The sequence below is a fragment of the Proteiniclasticum sp. genome (assembly GCF_003514505.1).
GTDB lineage: Bacteria > Bacillota > Clostridia > Clostridiales > Clostridiaceae > Proteiniclasticum.
Genome location: NZ_DOPX01000003.1, coordinates 32,308 through 49,748, shown reverse-complemented (window position 1 = coordinate 49,748; position 17,441 = coordinate 32,308). Strand labels below are relative to the sequence as shown.

General features: G+C 45.4%; 10 protein-coding genes and 1 pseudogene. 2 read left to right on the top strand and 9 right to left on the bottom strand.

The genetic code is table 11. The annotated features are described in order from the left end of the window. From DEF30_RS00325 to DEF30_RS00315, 3 genes and pseudogenes are all read right to left on the bottom strand, one after another. Positions 1-315, bottom strand: a pseudogene (locus tag DEF30_RS00325) (oxaloacetate decarboxylase subunit alpha); the annotation flags it as partial. 291 nt (positions 316-606) lie between these two features. Beyond that, the gene (locus DEF30_RS00320; RefSeq protein WP_294095000.1) at positions 607-1,260 is read right to left on the bottom strand and encodes a TetR/AcrR family transcriptional regulator; all 654 of its coding nucleotides are present in this window, start codon (positions 1,258-1,260) and stop codon (positions 607-609) included. Continuing rightward, complete coding sequence (locus tag DEF30_RS00315) at positions 1,260-5,039, bottom strand: efflux RND transporter permease subunit (RefSeq protein ID WP_294094997.1); 3,780 nt, start codon at positions 5,037-5,039, stop codon at positions 1,260-1,262. The genes DEF30_RS00320 and DEF30_RS00315 overlap by 1 nt, the downstream gene beginning before the upstream one ends. Positions 5,040-5,923: 884 nt before the next feature. Here DEF30_RS00315 and DEF30_RS00310 point away from each other — a divergent pair. Both DEF30_RS00310 and DEF30_RS00305 read left to right on the top strand, forming a co-directional pair. Then, a complete protein-coding gene (locus DEF30_RS00310; RefSeq protein ID WP_294094995.1) occupies positions 5,924-6,652 on the top strand; it encodes a hypothetical protein in 729 nt (242 codons plus the stop codon). 21 nt (positions 6,653-6,673) lie between these two features. Next, a complete protein-coding gene (locus DEF30_RS00305) occupies positions 6,674-7,339 on the top strand; it encodes a rhodanese-like domain-containing protein (RefSeq protein ID WP_294094992.1) in 666 nt (221 codons plus the stop codon). Positions 7,340-7,436: 97 nt separating this feature from the next. Here the strand turns inward: DEF30_RS00305 and DEF30_RS00300 are convergent, their stop codons facing one another. The 6 genes from DEF30_RS00300 to DEF30_RS00275 form a co-directional block, all read right to left on the bottom strand. Then, positions 7,437-8,291, bottom strand: coding sequence for a MurR/RpiR family transcriptional regulator (locus DEF30_RS00300; RefSeq protein WP_294094990.1), 855 nt, complete (start codon positions 8,289-8,291; stop codon positions 7,437-7,439). 35 nt (positions 8,292-8,326) lie between these two features. Continuing rightward, on the bottom strand, positions 8,327-9,016 hold the full coding sequence (locus tag DEF30_RS00295) for an N-acetylmannosamine-6-phosphate 2-epimerase (RefSeq protein WP_294094989.1): 690 nt from the start codon (positions 9,014-9,016) through the stop codon (positions 8,327-8,329). A gap of 159 nt (positions 9,017-9,175) precedes the next feature. Continuing rightward, positions 9,176-10,771 carry a PTS transporter subunit EIIC gene (locus tag DEF30_RS00290; protein ID WP_294094986.1) on the bottom strand — a complete coding sequence of 532 codons (1,596 nt, stop codon included), beginning with the start codon at positions 10,769-10,771 and terminating at the stop codon, positions 9,176-9,178. Positions 10,772-11,011: 240 nt separating this feature from the next. Next, positions 11,012-14,113 (bottom strand): AAA family ATPase, encoded by a 3,102-nt coding sequence (locus DEF30_RS00285; RefSeq protein ID WP_294094983.1) that lies wholly within the window; start codon positions 14,111-14,113, stop codon positions 11,012-11,014. Continuing rightward, positions 14,103-15,245 carry a DNA repair exonuclease gene (locus DEF30_RS00280; protein WP_294094980.1) on the bottom strand — a complete coding sequence of 381 codons (1,143 nt, stop codon included), beginning with the start codon at positions 15,243-15,245 and terminating at the stop codon, positions 14,103-14,105. Before DEF30_RS00280 ends, DEF30_RS00285 begins: the two co-directional genes overlap by 11 nt. A gap of 196 nt (positions 15,246-15,441) precedes the next feature. Beyond that, a complete protein-coding gene (locus tag DEF30_RS00275; RefSeq protein WP_294094978.1) occupies positions 15,442-17,181 on the bottom strand; it encodes a methyl-accepting chemotaxis protein in 1,740 nt (579 codons plus the stop codon). Positions 17,182-17,441: the final 260 nt, after the last annotated feature.

Below are 17,441 nucleotides of genomic sequence, written 5' to 3'. Positions count from 1 at the left end.
GGCAAGGCGGATGAACCGCTCCAAAGTGTTGTTGTCATAATGGCGGTAGCCTACGAGGTTCTGACCACGCAGCAGCATGGACAGCTTGGTGTTCTTGGCTGCCTTTCGGATTTCCCTTAAGATCTCCCAGGGGTTTTCAGAAAGAAAGCGCAGAGATGCGTCAAAGGTAGCGCCACCCCACACTTCCATGGCATTGTATCCCACTTTGTCCAGGGCTTCCACCAGAGCGATGATGTCTTCTTTGGCCATTCTCGTGGCCAGAAGGCTCTGATTTCCATCCCGGACTGTTAAGTCATTCAATAAGACTTTCGTCATGCAAAGTCCCTCCTACTATTTGTTTATTCAATACCCATCTGAATGTCCAAGATGGATAAAATTATAGCAATCCATATCAGTATAAACGATTACATTTTATTTCACAACCAATGTGAACTGATGAACTTACATATCATTCATAACTTTGTCTAATAATTTATCGAGATAGAAAAACAAAAATAAAAATATGTCCACAAAACCGCAACTTATTTTTAGATTAATAAAATCAATGAGGATAATTAATCTAAAAAAAAAAGAAGCTCAGCAATACTGCTCAGCTCCTTTCTTGCCTTACCCCAATGTCTTAAGCATAAGGCGAACCGTTCTTTCATGGAGACGTTTTATCATCTCCTCGCTGTTTTCAAGGCTCAGATCAGGCTCCACCTTGATCCCACAATGGATGGATTTCAAAGGCAGCAGTTCATGCACAAAAGCGCTGAAAAATCCGAGAACAGTCATTTTTAAATCCATTAAAGTAAGATCTGCTGCAACGCTGCCCTCATTTTTTCCGATCAGCATCGCTCTTTCCAGTTCCCTCATGGTCACTGCATCCATCTTCTCCATCATGAAAGGGTCCATATAATGCCCCTTATCTGATTTTACCTGATGCTCTGACATTGCAAGAAGAAAGATCCCAGTGAATCTTTTTTCCAAGCTGTCTTCCAAGTATAAGAGAGCCTTCTCCAAAATCCCTTTGAAAGTGTCAGCCTCAAAGACAAACCGGACCATATTTTTAAAGTTTTCACTCATATGATAGGTAAGGGCTTCTCTTAGGATTTCTTCTTTGCTGGAAAAGTACTCATAGGCGGTGCTTTTCCCCATGCCCGATGCTTCGGCAATTTCCGCCACCTTCAGTTCATGAATGGGTCTTCCTTCCTGCAGCAGATTCATCACCCCTTCAAAGATGAGAATCTGCTTTGGGGAATACTGTATCTGTTCATCCATTAGGATTGCACCTCCTCTGAATCTATCTTCTCTAAGGAGTTCCTCTTTTTCACACGGACAAAGAGGTCATACAGTACCGGTACCACAAAGAGTGTCAGAAGTGTCGCATAGGTAAGGCCGCCCACAGTTACTACAGCCATGGGCTGCATCATTTCTGCTCCGCTGCCGTAGCCTAAAGCCAGGGTCGTCAGAGCGAGAATTGTGGTCAGTGCTGTCATAATGATGGGACGGATTCTGGTGGCGCCAGTTCTTAAAATGGCTTCACGCTTCTCTATCCCTCTCTCTCTAAGCTGATTGACGTAGTCCACAAACACAATACCATTATTTACCACCACACCTGCCAGAACAAGGAACCCGAGCATCGCAATGATGGACAGCTCCATGCCAGCAATGTAGAGAAGAAGAAGACCTCCTGTGAAGGCTAGGGGCAGTGTGAACAGCACGATAAACGGCGATAGAAGGTTCTGGAACTGAGCCACCATGATGAGATAGATGAACACCACAGCAAGGGTGATCATGATCACAAGATCTCCTAAAGTATCATTGATGGTCTCATTTTCTCCTTCAAAGGTAATCTTATATCCTTCAGGCACTTCAAATGATGCAAACTTCTCTTCCACTTCTCTGCCCACAAGACCGATGTTGTAGCCGTCTTTAATGCTTGCCGATACGGTCATGTATCTGCTCTGATTCTCTCGGCTGATGGACTGTACACTTTCTGTCACTTCCACAGTGGCAATATCTTTCAGTATGACCGTCTTTTCTGAACCGTCTCTTTGCTGCACCACCATAGAAAGATCTCCCACGGTGTTTCTATTAAGACCTTCCTGTATGGGCTTTAAAAGCACCACCGGATAGCTGGCGCCCATTTCTGTCAGCTGCGTTGCCGTCATTTCCTGGCTCAGCGCTTTGGATACTTCTGCAAAGACCTGGGCTACTGTAAGACCTTCTCGAATGGCCTTCACTTTATCCACAGTGATTCTGATTTCTTCCCCTGCATCTTCCAAGCCCGTGGTCACATCTTCTGTTCCTTCTGTTTCAGATAAGACTTTCGCCACATCTTTGGCAAGCACTGCCATCTCATCCGGATCAAATCCTTCCACCTTCACCTGAATACCGCTGCCACCGAAGGCTGAGATGTCCATGTTGCTGGCGCTCACGGACATTTCTCCCCCAAGATCCTCTGTGTTCTCATAAATCAGCTGCTCCACCTCTTTATTGCTGAGGCTTCGTTCATCCTTCAATAAGATGTAGAAGGTGCTGGCGTCTCCATTATTTGTACCTCCGCCGCCGCCGAATCCCATAAAGCCACTGCCGCCTCTCATGACACCCACAGTCTCAACTGCATCTATGGAAAGGATTCTTTCTACGATATCGTCATTGAGAGCATTCACCTCATCGGTTTCAAGACCTTCCGGCGCCTCGTAGGAAGCGCTCATCTGAGGAGAGTCCACTTCTGGAATGAATGCTGTGCCCATGGTGGTCGTCAGGTAGATGCTAAGACCGAGCAGTCCCACAGCAAAAAGCACCACAATCATCTTATACTTCAGGGCGATTCCCAGCAGCTTCTCATACCTTTGCACAGTTTTATCAAACCACTTGTGTTCTTTTTCCGAGGTGGTCTTCAGCATGGTGGCTCCCATGGAGGGCACCAGTGTAAGGGCTACAATAAGACTTGCGATGAGGCTGTATCCGATGGTAAGCCCCATATCCGTAAAGAGCTGTCGAGAGATTCCTTCGGTAAACACAATGGGAAGAAATACGCTGACCGTGGTGAGGGTGGATGCAAAAATCGCTCCTGCCACTTCGTTGGCTCCAGTGATGGCCGCTTCCTTCGCTGGCATTCCTTCTTTTCTCAGTCTGTAAATATTCTCAATGACAACGATACTGTTGTCCACCAGCATTCCTACACCCAAAGCAAGTCCTGAAAGGGAGATGACGTTGAGCGTGACATTGCTGAAGTACATGAGCACCACCGCAAAGGTCAGACTGATGGGAATACTTAAAGCAATGACAAAGGTTGGTTTCAGATCCCGAAGGAATAGAATCAGCACCAGAATGGCCAGGATCCCACCAAAAAGAAGATTCTCCATGACGCTGCTGGTGGTCATATCAATATACTCTCCCTGGTCCATCATGGGCGTGATGGAGAGATTCTCATGCTGCCCTTCCAGCTTTTCAATCTCACTGTGAATGAGATCAGAAACCTCTGCCGTGGAGGATGTGCTTTGCTTCTGGAAGGTTAAGAGCACACCATTGTTTCCGTTGATTTTTGTATAGATCTCATCGGAGTTGTCTCTTTTCTCCACCTCAGCCACTTCATTCAGTTTGATGTCTCCAATGGGCTCCATACTGAAGACCACAAGGTCCCTGATGTCCACAGGTTTTTCAAATGCGTCCCCTACTTTCACAAGGATCTGTCCATCTCCCTCTTCAATGTACCCTGCAGGCATACTGAAGTTCTGAGCCATGAGGATGTTCTTCACCATTTCTTCTGTGAGGATTCCTGTAAGATCCGCACTTTCCAGTGCCTGCTTTTTTGCGTCCTCAAATGCGGCAAGGCCTTTCTCCAGTTCTGTTTTTCCTGTGGCCATCTGCACTTCTGCTTTTGCCAGCTCAATGGCCATGGTGATCTTTCCAGCTTCCAGCTGCTCTGCGGCAGCCTTGGACTGATTGAGACCTTTCTGAAGCTCCGGCTTCATGGCACTTAAAGTCATCTGACGGACATTCAGGCTGGAAAGTTCCAGCTCCACCGCCACAAGAGTTTTCACCGCCTCCTGCACCTGATCCGAAAGCCCGGAAATCATCTCTTCTGTCATCCCTTCCATGGCTTCAGGTGCTCCGGATTCCATGGAGGATAAAATCAGCTGCAGATCTTCCAGTGTCAGGTTGTCTGTTCCTTCTGGAAAGAGAGACGTGAAGATGGCGTTCATATCCAGGACACTTCTCAGCTGGTCTCTGGTGGCTTCCAGAGCGGCTTTCTCTGCGGTAAGCTTTGCTTCCTCTGCCAAGAGGGCATTGAGATTCGCCATGGCGCTGGAAAGTTCCACACTGGCTTTGGCCACCTGCTCTTTCTGGTTCTGAGATTCGGCTGCTAATGTTTTCTGGCCGCTTTCAAGGCTGGCCATGGCATTTTTCAGTTCCGTCTCATTTTTTGCAAGTTCCGCCAGAAGGTGATTCTCCACCCGTTCATTGAGTACTGCAATCTTCTCAGGAAGAAGACTCACTTCCAGCTGTGACGCCACAAGACCACTGCCTGTTACTGCAGCTACACCATCAAGCCGCTCAAAAGAGGGCATGATTTCTTCTTCTGTAAAGGCTGAAAGCTCATCCAGGCTCATTCCCTCCACGTCTACACTGGCCACAACAATGGGCAGCATATCCGGACTGATCCTCATGAGTATCGGTGTGCCAATGCCTTCCTCCAGCCTTGCTTTCACCTGATCCAGGCTTCCGGAAAGTTCAATCATAACGCTGTCCATATTGGTGCCTTGCACAAATTCCAGGAAAATCAAACTGGAATTCTCACTGGACGTGGAGTTCATGCTGCTTAGTCCGCTGGAAGTGCCAAGGGCTGCCTCCAGGGGTCTTGTGACCAGCTGCTCCACCTTTTCAGGACTTGCACCTGGATAGGGTGTGATTACCACCACAAAGGGCAGATCCAGAGATGGCAGAAGGTCTGTCTTCATCCCCAGAAAGGAAATGACACCCAGAAGGATGGTCAGAATCACCGCCACCACAACGGTATAGGGTTTCTTAACACTGTATTTTGAAATCACTTCAGGTCCTCCTCATTCATCCGACCGAACGGTCGGTCGGAAATCTTGCTTCATTCTACCACCACCCAAAACCCCTGTAAACAAAGAAATTCTTAGACTTTCCTTAACTTGTCTCCAGGAAGAAGTATAATCCTCAAGTTCACCTATGTCACTGCATTCCTGCTTCTTTTATTTGGTTCCACACGCTCTTCTCTTAAGACAAACTGTAATACTCTACCTTTCGTCTCAAAAAAAGAGTCCATTTATGACATATGTTGTTTTTTTAATACGGGTACGGGGTATCTATTCCAACTTCTCTTCTTCTGTCTCCACAAAAAAATAAAAAGACCTGATATTACCGCCCTGTTTCAGACCAACACCTTCAGATTCTCATAAACGAAACTAAAAAAGACTCAGATCCACAATCAGATAAAAGCTGCTTCTATAAAATTCCAACGAATTTAAAGTGTGCATTCTTTGATTTTCTAAAATTCATCTATCTTTTCGCCTGTATGAAAAATGAATATCATAATTTTATACCCTGCTGTTTTTTTAAATCATCATTTCTGACCCTTGTCAGAAATCACATTTTTGATATTCAAAACCATTCTTTTTTAATTCGTTTTCATTTCTCTATTCACAAAAACAATTCGACATGATTCTACAATGCTTTATTATATAAATCCATACTTAATATCTAACTCATATTCAATTTTATATATCATTAAGCGATCTGGCTATTTTTATTAAAATCATTGAAAACCAATGCTTATCATAATTATTAATTTTACTTTCGCGTTGACTTATTTATTTTTTTAACAATAATTTTAAAGATTGTTAATATATTGACCTTTTATGAACAGCATGCCATAATCGACCTATCAATTAAAAAACGGAGGTAAACAATGTCTAAGAAAATTTCATTATTTCTCGCTGCTCTTCTTGTTGCCAGCTTCACCGGATGTGCTGCCCCACAGGAAACAGCTGAAACACCAGTGGAAGGCGAAGAACAAACTACACCCGCTGGTGACATCAACCTGGAGGAAGTCAATGAGTTCCTTAATACCAGCGCAGGCTTAGGGCCTGGTTCTATTGGTAATGTGGTGCAGGTTATCCCTCATGCACATATTGACGGACCAAAGAATGAAACACCTTTTTATGCTTTTGTGAACTTCAAGTATACTGCAAGAGACTACATCAAGTATCAGGTCACCTATCTGTCCTGTACCTGCCGTTCTGCTGATGTGAACTTCTGGCAGACTGCTTATATTGAACTGAGTCTTCCAAGCAGCAAGAAGATTGAGGATGCGGAAGTTGTGACCCTCTCCTTTGATAAGGACTCCACCAATCATTATCTGGGGGGATTCTGGGGAGATTCAAATCCAACTCCTGCCGGTGTCACCTATGAGACATTCAAGACCGAGTATCTTCCATTTTTTGAAGGGAAGAACCAGGCCTATATGAAGGCCATCAGCACCATCTGGGACATTAAAGCAGAAGACTATACAACAGGTGAAGGAAGAACAGACTTCACCATCGACACCTTCTCCGGATCTTCTGTTTCCGCAAACAACATCATCAGAATCATCAATGCTCTCATGGATTACCATGCCACAGACGAATTTTTCCAATAAGATAATTTAGGAGGAACCACCATGTTAAAAAAACTCATTGCTATTCTTTCACTTTCTGTTGTGCTTACAGGATGCGCAGCCACTGCTGCACCAAAAGAGGAAGCAAAAACGGATGACCAGCTCATTGCTGAAGGCTGGGTGAAGAACCCTGAGGAAGCAGGGTACACCAAAGTGGAAGAGCTGCCTGCCCCAAGAACAACCGAAGGAGATTACTCCATTGACAATTCCGCCATCAGCTCCGAAAACCTTGTGGAGTATCTTGGCAGAAATGATGTGGTCTATATTGATCTGAGAGACTACAACGACTATGCTAAAAAACACTTCAAGAACTTTGAAGCCGTTCCCTTCTTCGCTTACATCTGGAATGAAAATGCCCATACAGACACTTCCATGGTTCAGCTCTATGGAGGACCTCAGGATGCACCAGTTGCAGTATATGAATCATCAGAGGCCATTCTGAATACCCTCTTTCCAAAAGACAAGACCCTCTTCCTTATGTGCCAGTCTGGCGGCAGAGTGGCCATGATGATGAAGATCCTGGAAGCCAACGGCTATGACATGAGTAAAGTCTACAATGTAGGCGGCATGGCGCAGTATACCGATGGTAAGTATAGAGAGTTCATCACTGACACACCTGAATTCATCATCGATGTCACCTACAAAATCGAAGGTGCCACCAGAAACTAATTTCCTTTCACTTTATATGTTTCCCCATATATAGAAATAAGAGCGCAGACGCCGGATGGTAATTCCGGCATCTACGCTCTTATCTTATTTATCATGCTTAATAGAGCTTTGGCAGCACCGACTGCAGAGTCAGTTCTTTATTCATTTCACTTGCTTCATAGGTCCTCAAATAAAATTTCGTATAAAGGATATCCAGAAGGTAAAGCTGCGCCACCTTGGCAGAAGTGGATCCTCCCTGAAGGGGTCCTTCCACTGAACCGGTAAGAAGCACAAGGTCTGCGTACTCTGTCAGTGGGGATTTTTGGTATCTCGTCATGACAATCACCGTGGCCCCGGCTTTCTTTGCTTCTTTCGCCACTTCGATGCTGTCTTTGGTCTGGCCGGAGAACGAAATGATCACCGCCACTTCACTGGGCTTCATAAGAGAAGCTGTCATGGCCTGAAGATGGGAATCAAAGGCTGCACCGGTTTTACTGGTGATTCTTAGAAACTTGATATGCCCTTCCAGGGCTGTGGTAAAAGAAGAGCCTACCCCAAAAAAGGTGATTTTGTCCGCTGCCACCAGGTAGTCCACAGCTTTTTCCATATGGTCAGGATTGACCAGCTGCGCTGTGCTTTCAATGGCAGAGATGTTCGCCACCCGGACCTTGTCTGTCAGCACATCCATGGAGTCTTCCTTTTGAATGCTGCTGTAGATTTTCTGACTGGTCTTTTCCTCACTGGATGCATTGGCCAGGGCAATTTTAAAGGCCTGATACCCTTCCAGTCCTACGGTTTTACAGAACCGGAATATGCTGGCTTCTCCCACTTTGGTGGCATCAGACAGCTCCGTGATGGACATATACATGATCTCTTCCCGGTGTTTCAGCGTATAGTCTGCGATTTTCTTCTCGGATTTCGTAAAGGTATTGTATAAGGTTTCTATGGATTGATAAATATCATAGGTTTTCATAGGACACCCCCTCTACTACTTTACCACGAGATGTCTTATTTTTTAACAGCTTCCATGAATCTTTTTGTGATTTCCAAAGGCCTGGTGATGGCAGAACCCACCACAGCGCAGAAGGCACCGCTGTTCATTACAGCTTCCAGCTCCTCAGGTGTGGAAATGCCGCCCTCAGCAATGAGTGGCGTATGAAGCTTCATCACAATCTCTTCCATGAGAGAAACATCGGGAAGCTGTCTTTCTTTTGTATAGTCCGTGTAGCCGGCTAACGTTGTCCCTAGAAAATCAAATCCCAAGGCTTCTGCAGTCTCCGCTTCAGTGAAGGTGGAGCAGTCCGCCATGAAGAGCTGATGGGGATATTTCTCCCGGATCTTCGGAAATGCTTCCCGGATGGTTTCACCATCTGGACGCAGTCTGTCTGTGGCATCCAGCGCAATGATCTCCACACCTTCTTCCACCAGGGCATCAATCTCTTTCATGGTGGGGGTAATAAATACTGGACAGTCCCCATAGACTTTTTTAATGATTCCGATGAGAGGAAGGTTCACATTTCTTTTGATTTCTTTGATGTCTTCCACAGAATTCGCCCGGATGCCCTTGGCACCGCCAAGATAGGCTGCATAGGCAAGTCTCCCCATGATAAAGGAGCTGTGAAGAGGTTCTCCAGGAAGCGCCTGACAAGAAACCACCAGATTTCCTTTGAGAGCCTCCATAATTTCTATTTTATTCATTCGGTCTGCTTTTCAACCCTCTCAGGGAAAAGCTTCCTCCTTTTTGTTCATTTTTATATATTTTGAGGTTTCCATTTGTCCATGGTATATACCATGCCTCATAGGATGAAATCCCCAGAAAGAAGCGTCTCAGCTTCAATCTGGAGATATATCCGAAGTTTATCTTACTTTATTGATGTCATTTTTCAGCACTTCAGCCAGTGCTCCATACACCACCTGAACACCATTGCCTTTTCTGAAGACTCCTCTTGCCTTGAGCTCTCCTTTCCAGGTGGCGTCATCCGCAACCTTGGAGACATCTTTTACAGTAACACGAAGTCTTGTGATGCAGGCATCCACATCCACCAGGTTTTCTCTTCCACCCAGCGCGTCAATGACCTGTTCAATATCCATATCCTTTGCAAGGACATCTTTCTTGGAATAAAGCTTCACTTCCTCGTCTCCACGACCAGGGGTTTTGAAGTTGAATTTCAGAATGAGGGTTTTAAACACATAGTAGTAGATCAGCGCAGTGGGAATACCCAGGATGAGAATCCAGATGAAGTTTGTTTTCGCATTTCCCTGAAGGAGACCAAAGAGAGTAAAGTCAATGATTCCTCTGGAGAATGTTACGCCAACCGCAACATCCAGCATATAAAGCACTGCGTAGGCAATACCTTCCAGGAGGGCATGGATTCCATAAAGAGCAGGAGCTACAAACAGGAAGGTGAACTCAATGGGTTCTGTGATTCCTGTAAGGAAAGAAGTAAGAGCTGCGGAGAAAAGAAGTCCGCCTACAAGCTTCTTGTTCTTGGTATCAGCCACTTTATACATGGCATAAGCAGCTGCAGGAAGTCCAAACATCATGGGCAGATATCCACCTGTAAAGAACTTAGTGCCTTCTGCACTGAATCTCAAAGTGTTGGGGTCTGCCAGCTGAGCGAAGAAAATATTCTGTCCACCCTGGACCAGTCTTCCTGCCACTTCCATTTCTCCACCTAAAGAGGTGAACCAGAAGAGAGGATAGATGGCGTGGTGTAGACCAAAGATGTTCAAAAGTCTCATGAAGAATCCATAGAAGAACACACCGATGGGTCCGGTCTTTCCAAAGAACTCTGCGAAGGTGGAGATCCCAAGATGAACATAAGGCCATACAAAAGGAATCACTGCACCAATGAGGCTTGCTGCCAGAACACTGATGATGGGTACAAATCGGACGCCAGAGAAAAAGGAAAGAGCTTCTGGCATTTTCTTGTCATAATATTTATTGGTTAAGAATGCGACTACAATACCGATGATGATACCGCCAAGTACACCAATACGAACAGAGAACATTCCCAGTTCATAGCCATACACATTGGCCTGCTTTGCAGCTTCCACCGCATTCATTCCCTGGGAAACAAAATAATCAATGGAGGTGGTTTCTGGAGTATGTCCCAGGAAGGAAAGCACCTTGCCAATAACAGAATGCATAACAACGAAAGAGATGGCTGCAGAAAGACCCGCTGCTCCTTTTTCCTGAAGCGCAAGACCAGAGGCGATGCCCACAGCAAAAATCAGAGGAAGGTTGCCAAAGACCACATTACCGATGGCAGCCATGGTGCTTAATACATAGTAAAGGAATGTTCCTTCACCAAGGAGCCATGTGAGGCCGTAGGTTTCAATCATCAGACCATTGGTGAATGCACTTCCAATACCAAGCATAAGACCAGCAATCGGCAGAACTGCGATGGGAATCATGAAAGCTTTACCAAGACGCTGAAGCTTTTCAAACATAATTTTTACCTCCAAAAATAAATTCAATAAGTGCCACCGGCTGTAATCCATTACCGGTTACCAAAAGAGTACCACGTTCATTTTCAGGTTTCAATAGTTTTTGGAAAATATTTCCAAAATGAAATGCAAAATGGAAAACTTTGCCAATTTGTTAGTAGTTCAAAGTATTTTACTCAATAAAAGAAGAGCCATGAAAAGGAAAAGCGAATGAAACCCAGCTCTTTTCATGACTCTCTCTATTTATTTCCGAGTTCTTCCAATCTCCATTACATCGATATTTCCCAGTTCCCCTGCCCACTCAAAGAGTCTTCTGTGGCAGGTGAACAGCACCGCCTGAAGAGGGTCTTCTCTTTTCACTGCATACTCATATAGGAATCGAAGTCCTTCGTAGGCTCTCTCATCGTCATACTGGGTGAATACGTCATCCAGGAAAATGGGCAGGTTTTCTTCTCCAGACATCACTAGATCCGAGATGGCAAGCCGTAAAGAAAGATAGGCCTGATCAATGGTTCCTCCACTTAAGAAGCCCCACTCATAGCTGCTCTTTCTTTCAGGATCCTCCACGGAGATGGAGAAGTCTTTGGTGACACGGACTTTCTGATACTTACCGCCTGTCAGTCTTTTGAAGATCTCTTCTGTTTTTTCATTCACCTTTGGCCCGAAGCTTCTCTGAAGCTCCAAAAAAGCTCCTTCCAGCTGTTCTCTTGCGATTTTCAGCGCATCATAGATCCTCTGCCTTTTCTCCACTTTCTCTTTATAGAAGTCCAGTTCATCGTCAATCTGACTGAGGTTCTTCTTGTGCTTGTATTTTTCTTTCAGCTCCGTTTCTTTTTTGGTGATCTCTTCTCGGAGGCTGTGTATCCTTTTCTCCAGAGCCTCTTGCTCTTCTTTTCCCTGACGGACCTTCTGAAGATCCTCTTCTGTATAGTTCTCTTTGCCAAGGAGCTTCCTTATGGTGTTTCGCAGCTCCTCTCTTTTACTTGCCAGCTCTTCTCCTGTCATGGAAAGCTCCAAGGGTTTTCTTTCAGATTTCAGGTAGGAAACATGGCGATACAGCCTGTCATATTCTTCTAAAGCCTCTTCCATCATAAGAAGCACATGCTCTGCAGAGCTGAGATTTTCGACCTCTTTTATGGAAGATAGTTCTTTAAGTAAGAGCTTCAGGTTTTCTTCCCCTGCCATCTTCATCTTTGACACCGCTTCGCGTTCTCCCTGAAGATTTTCCTCCTTCTCTTTTATCTTCTCCTGACGCCCTTTATAGAGGTGATGCCGTTGGAGAAGCTGATCATAGGTGTCCACTTGAAAACTGCCAAGAATGTCTTCCGTCTCCTTCTTCAGCCTATTCATTTCAGTCTCTGTATCTGTGATTTTACTTGAGAGCTCCTGGCGGTCCGGAAATCCTTTCTCATTCTCTTCTTTATCAAGAAGAAGCTCCTGCTCCTTGAGATCCTCTTCCGCTCCTGCCAGTCTTTCTGCCAGCTGGGCAGAAAGAATCGTCTTCTCCTCCAAGTCTTTCTTAAGGTCCGTCACCAGCGCAGCTTTCTCCTTCAGATCATCCACAAGCTCTCTCAAAAGGCTTTCTATCTTCTGAACTCCTTCTTCTGTCTTTTCCATCTCTTTCCGCTGATCCAAAAGAGCTTCCTGGATTCCATGTTTCCTGTCTTCTGATTCCTTTTGCACCATCTTCAGTTCATCACGGTATCTCGCAACAAGGCTTTCATCCACTGTTTCTAGGACTCGCACAACGGGGCTTTTCTTTCTTATGGAAAGAAGAAGGAGAAGCCCGGAAAGGAGCAGTCCGCTGTAAAAATACGGTTCAACTAAAATGCCCAAAAGCACGGAAGCGGCTGCAGCTAAAAGAGCCAGTCCAAGCATCCCTTTGTGCAGCGTTTTTCCGCCTGCAGTTTCTTCGGTGACCTTTCTTGGTTCCTCTGCTTCCTGAAGACGCTCCATGGCCTCTCTTATGCTGCGCTCTCCCTTGATGGACTCTTCCTTTTGTCGTTCTTCAGTCCCTCTTACCTTCTCTTTCAGGATGGCGGCTTCCACCTGCAGATCTTTGAGCTCCAGTTCCAGCTGTTTTTTTTCTTCTTCCAGTCTTTCCTTTTCCACTGCACCTTGCTTATAGGTGGTTTCTTTGTCGTGCAGATCTTTTCTCTCACGATGATAGGTGAGCTTCAGTTGTACATGCTTCTCTTTCAGCGCATCTCTTTTCTTTTTGATCTCTTCCAGTTCATCCAGTTTTACTTCCTCCAGATGAAGATGGGTTAAAAGCTCTTTACACTTTAGAAGATGTTCTTCTTTCTCCTTCAGTGCCTCCAGATCCTCTTTTCTCACTTCTTGCATCGGACTATCTTTCAGCCTTATAAGCTCCTGTTTCAGCCGCTCCAGCCTCTCTTCTTCCGCTTGCAGGCTTTTCGAGAGATCATCCTGGTCTTTCAGAAGCCTTTTAAGATGCTCCAGATGCTCTTTACTGAGCGTTCCTTCTCTTGTGGAGAGCTTTTCCTTTACTCGGTCCGCCTCTTTTTCTGCCAAAAGAAGTTTCTCTTCCCGGTAAAGAGCTTCTTCTACTTTTTCCATCTCTGAAGCATACTCAAGTACCTTCAGCTGCTCTTTCAAGCTTCTCTCCTGGGCTTCCTCTTCCATGAGCATCTTCTTCAACTGGCCTATGGACAGGTGCGCCTCATTTTTATCCATCTCATCCTGCTCTGCCTCATAGCGCTCTTCTTTCAGCCTTGCCATCTCTTCTTTGGCTTTCACCAAGGCTCCCTGCTTCCCACTTTTGGAAATGAGCGCTTCCATGGAGGATGTCAGGGTATCCAAGGCTTTCTTATAGCTCACATCTTCACTTCCTGTGGTGACGAGATTGAGAAGCTTCTCCGTGATTTCATCTTTTTTGCCACTGGCATCCACAAGAATACCGCCCTGCCCGATGAATACACTCTTGGAAAACGCCTCTTCTCCAAGGCCAAAAAACTCCTGTCCTGGGTCCTTTGTGCTTGCCCATTTGATGGTTTCTCCCGTGATCTCATCAAAGATCTTCACCTTGTCGGAGCTGTTGCTCTTGCCAAAGGTTCTTTCCAATCGGTAGAGGATTCCTTTATGTTCAAAGAGAACATGCCCCTTCATCTCGTTTCCATTCCAGGGTCTGTATTTCTCTCTCAGGTTCTTGGAGAGATCCTTCGATCTTCCGCTGTATCCATAGAACATCATGAGGATGAAGGCCATAAGGGTGCTCTTTCCGTCCTCATTCTGACCAAAGATGACATTCATTCCATCTGAGAGCTCCAGGTCGTAGTTTTCAAACTTGCCGAAGCAGTCGATATGGATCTTTCTAATCTTCAATGATATTCACCTGCCCCTCAAAGGATGTCATGCCGTATTCCAGTGCTTTCCCGTAGGTGGCAAGAAGCACTTCATCTTCTTTTTCTCTTGCCTCCTCCAGAAGACTTAAGAGATTTCTCACATAGAGTCCACGGAGGCTCACTTCCTCACGAAGGATCTCATAGTCTCTTTCCACCACTCTTTCATCCGAAAGCTCCAGGTGGTATATAGATTCGGAGAGGGTATTCTCGATGGTCTTCACAGGTAGAGCCTCTTCTTCTTTACGGGTTCCAGTAAGAGATATCTGGTAGATGTGGCGGTCGAAGTCTTTACCATAGCATGTTAGAAGGGTTTCCCTGATTTTATGCTCCACCTCCAGCTCTCGTACCAGTCCTGTGATATCCAGGGCCAAACGGATATACTGTCTCTGGCACACTTCCACATAGTGGAGCGTATGGCGGCCTTTATAAAGTTCTCCAAGATATACGCCTTTACTGCCCAGCTCATCAAATCCTCTGCCCTCGGGGCATCCAGTATAGGCATAGAATGTATCGCCAGCCCTTCCGATGTCGTCCCGTTTATGGATGTGACCCAAGGCCACATAATCCATGCCGCTTTTTCTGAAGTCTTCCAGTGTCATGGCATGATAATCACTTTTTTGGCCTGGGGATACCACATCTCCATGAATGCATAAAATATTGAGAAGCGAAGAGTTCACTTCCCCAAACTGGAGCATGGATTTTCTTTGATAGGTTCCTGTGAATCCAGCACCATAGACAGCTACGTTCTTGTCTTCAAGAAGCACCCTCTCCATGGCTCCTTTAAAGATTTTTACATTCTCCGGCCATCCGTCTTCAAGATAGGGAGAATCCAAGGAAATATAATCGTGATTCCCCGGAGAGATAAAAACAGGGCATGAAAGAGCCCCAAGATAACTTTTCACGGACTGCACGGTCTCTGAATCCACATTGGACCCCTCGAAGAGATCTCCCGCAATGAGAAGAATCTCCACCGCTTCTTCCCGGCAGAGGTCTGTGATTTTTCTAAAGGTCCGGAGAAGCTCCCCTCTTCTTTCCTTGCTTTTCTTTGGCAGGGTCATCATTTCTGACCCCAAATGTAAATCTGCACAATGGAGTATTTTCACCTTCTGCATTTTCGCCTCCTGATCACTTCAACTTCATGTGAATATTTAATTGAATCGTTCCTATAATTCTATCAGGTCCTTGTATCCATTACCATAAAAAACGAATGATTGTTCTTTTTTGCCTCATTGACCCCACAGTTCGGTTTCATGGGAATAAAAAAGATGACAGGAAGGTTCCCCTTCCTGTCTCCAAGTCTTCTTGATGCTATAAAACAAATGCGCTGATGAGCTTTTCAAGATCTTTTGCCAACTCATTGAGCTTCTCCGTCTGTGAATTAATCTCCTCCACCCCAGCCAGCTGCTCTTCGGTGCTGGCTGTGACTTCCTCGGTGCTGGCAGAAATCTCTTCGATGCTCGCAGAAATGCCATTCATGGCATCCACAATGACTTCCTTTTTCACCGTCATCGTCTGCATTTCTTTCTGAATCTCTGAAATTACAGCCACCACTTTTCCGATGCTTTCCATGATACCGTTAAACTGCACTTCTGTGCCCTCAACACTTACATTCTGCTCTTCCATGGCAGATGTGAGACCGCCCAGAGTCACTTTTGACTGTACCGCACCTTCCTCAATGATCTGAATGAGGTCCCGGATTTCCATGACGGATTTTGAAGATTCCTCTGCCAGCTTTCTGATTTCTTCAGCCACTACTGCAAATCCTCTACCTGCCTCTCCAGCTCTTGCCGCCTCAATGCTGGCATTAAGAGCTAGAAGATTCGTCTGCTGGGCAATGCCTGTGATGGTTTCAGTGAAGATCTTGATTCTTCCTGTGGTATCCGTGACCCCCGAAACCACTTCACTGATCTTCTTTGTGGCTTCTCCCGATTTTTCTGTCACCTCCAAAAGTTCTCTAACAGTCTTAAGACCCATCTCACTCTTTTTTACCGTCTCCTTGGTAAGGCTTTCTACGGTTCTGGTCTTTTTTGCAATCTCTTCAATGCTTTCTGCCAGTTCCTGAGCTTCCACTGCAGCTTTTTCCGTCATGCCTGTCTCCTCAGATACGGCCTGGGCCACTTCCTGAATGGTCCTTGTGACTTCATTCAGCGCCATTTCCGACTGGGTGGTCACAGCGGCCAGACTGCTGGAAAGATCTGTCACGGAAGATGCACTGATTTTCATGGTGCCTACCAAATCCGTAAGGTTCTGCAGCACCATGTTGAAGGATTTCGACAATACTGCTGTCTCATCTTTCCCTTTGACGGGAAGCGGTGAAAGATCCAGATGGTTCTCAGACATTTTTTCCAGACTTTCTGTAACTCTGCCCAAGGGCCTTGTGATGCTTCTGGATAAGATGATGATGATGATAGCGCCAAATAGTACAGCCCCAAGGAAAACATATATCAGGATCGTACGGATATGGTCTGCTCCGGCGTTAAAATCCATCTCATAGGCTCCTGCAGAAATGATCCAGTCCCACTCTTCGTCATATTCCTGATAGGAGACTTTCGGTGCAGCTTCTTCTCTCCCTGGGAGATTCCAGGAATAGGTGACAAAGCCTCCCCCGTCCTTGGCAGCTCTCACCTGTTCCTGGGCAAACTTCATCCCGGACCCTGATTTATCCGTGGTTTCCCATAGATTTTCTCCTTCCAGGCTGGGATGCATCACTAGAGTGCCATCACTGTCGTAGGCAATGAAGTAGCCATTTTCTCCAAGATCAATGTCCTTCTTTATGGTTCTTTTTCCATCCTTGTCCTTTTCAGACATGAGAATCTGGCGGATGGATTCTTTGGCTTCTTCCAAAGTCAGTTCTCCCCACTCCACTTCTTTCTTCTTGACCTCAATGAGCTGCCTCACCTGATGCACGCCATTTTTCAGGATTACTTCGCCTTTGGTGTTCAGCTCTTCCTTGGCAGAAAGGTAACTGGCTGTTCCAAGGATCATAATGGGCAGAAGCAGCAAGAGACTCGATACCGTGATGAGTTTGGTTCTTATCGTTTGAAACATGAGTCCTCCTTCGGGATATAATTATCCAATTTTTGTTAATATAGTAACAATACTTACAAGTGATTGTTTGTAATTATTTAAATGAATCACTTATATATCTATATTTTTCTAATCGGGTGCAACTTAATTTTGTTAAGTGCTTTTACAAAGAAAATGGAGAATTATTCTCCACAAAGGATGATTCCACTTTATCTTGTTCATAGCACTGTTTCTACCCAAAGGGAAAAGGGATTCCCAAGAACCCCTTTGTCTGTATCCTT

What these genes read in the sequence shown, in the direction of transcription:
- DEF30_RS00280 (WP_294094980.1), bottom strand. Translation starts at nt 15,245, where the DNA reads ATGCAGAAGGTGAAAATACTCCATTGTGCAGATTTACATTTGGGGTCA.
- DEF30_RS00300 (WP_294094990.1), bottom strand. Translation starts at nt 8,291, where the DNA reads ATGAAAACCTATGATATTTATCAATCCATAGAAACCTTATACAATACC.
- DEF30_RS00310 (WP_294094995.1), top strand. Translation starts at nt 5,924, where the DNA reads ATGTCTAAGAAAATTTCATTATTTCTCGCTGCTCTTCTTGTTGCCAGC.
- DEF30_RS00295 (WP_294094989.1), bottom strand. Translation starts at nt 9,016, where the DNA reads ATGAATAAAATAGAAATTATGGAGGCTCTCAAAGGAAATCTGGTGGTT.
- DEF30_RS00290 (WP_294094986.1), bottom strand. Translation starts at nt 10,771, where the DNA reads ATGTTTGAAAAGCTTCAGCGTCTTGGTAAAGCTTTCATGATTCCCATC.
- DEF30_RS00305 (WP_294094992.1), top strand. Translation starts at nt 6,674, where the DNA reads ATGTTAAAAAAACTCATTGCTATTCTTTCACTTTCTGTTGTGCTTACA.
- DEF30_RS00275 (WP_294094978.1), bottom strand. Translation starts at nt 17,181, where the DNA reads ATGTTTCAAACGATAAGAACCAAACTCATCACGGTATCGAGTCTCTTG.
- DEF30_RS00320 (WP_294095000.1), bottom strand. Translation starts at nt 1,260, where the DNA reads ATGGATGAACAGATACAGTATTCCCCAAAGCAGATTCTCATCTTTGAA.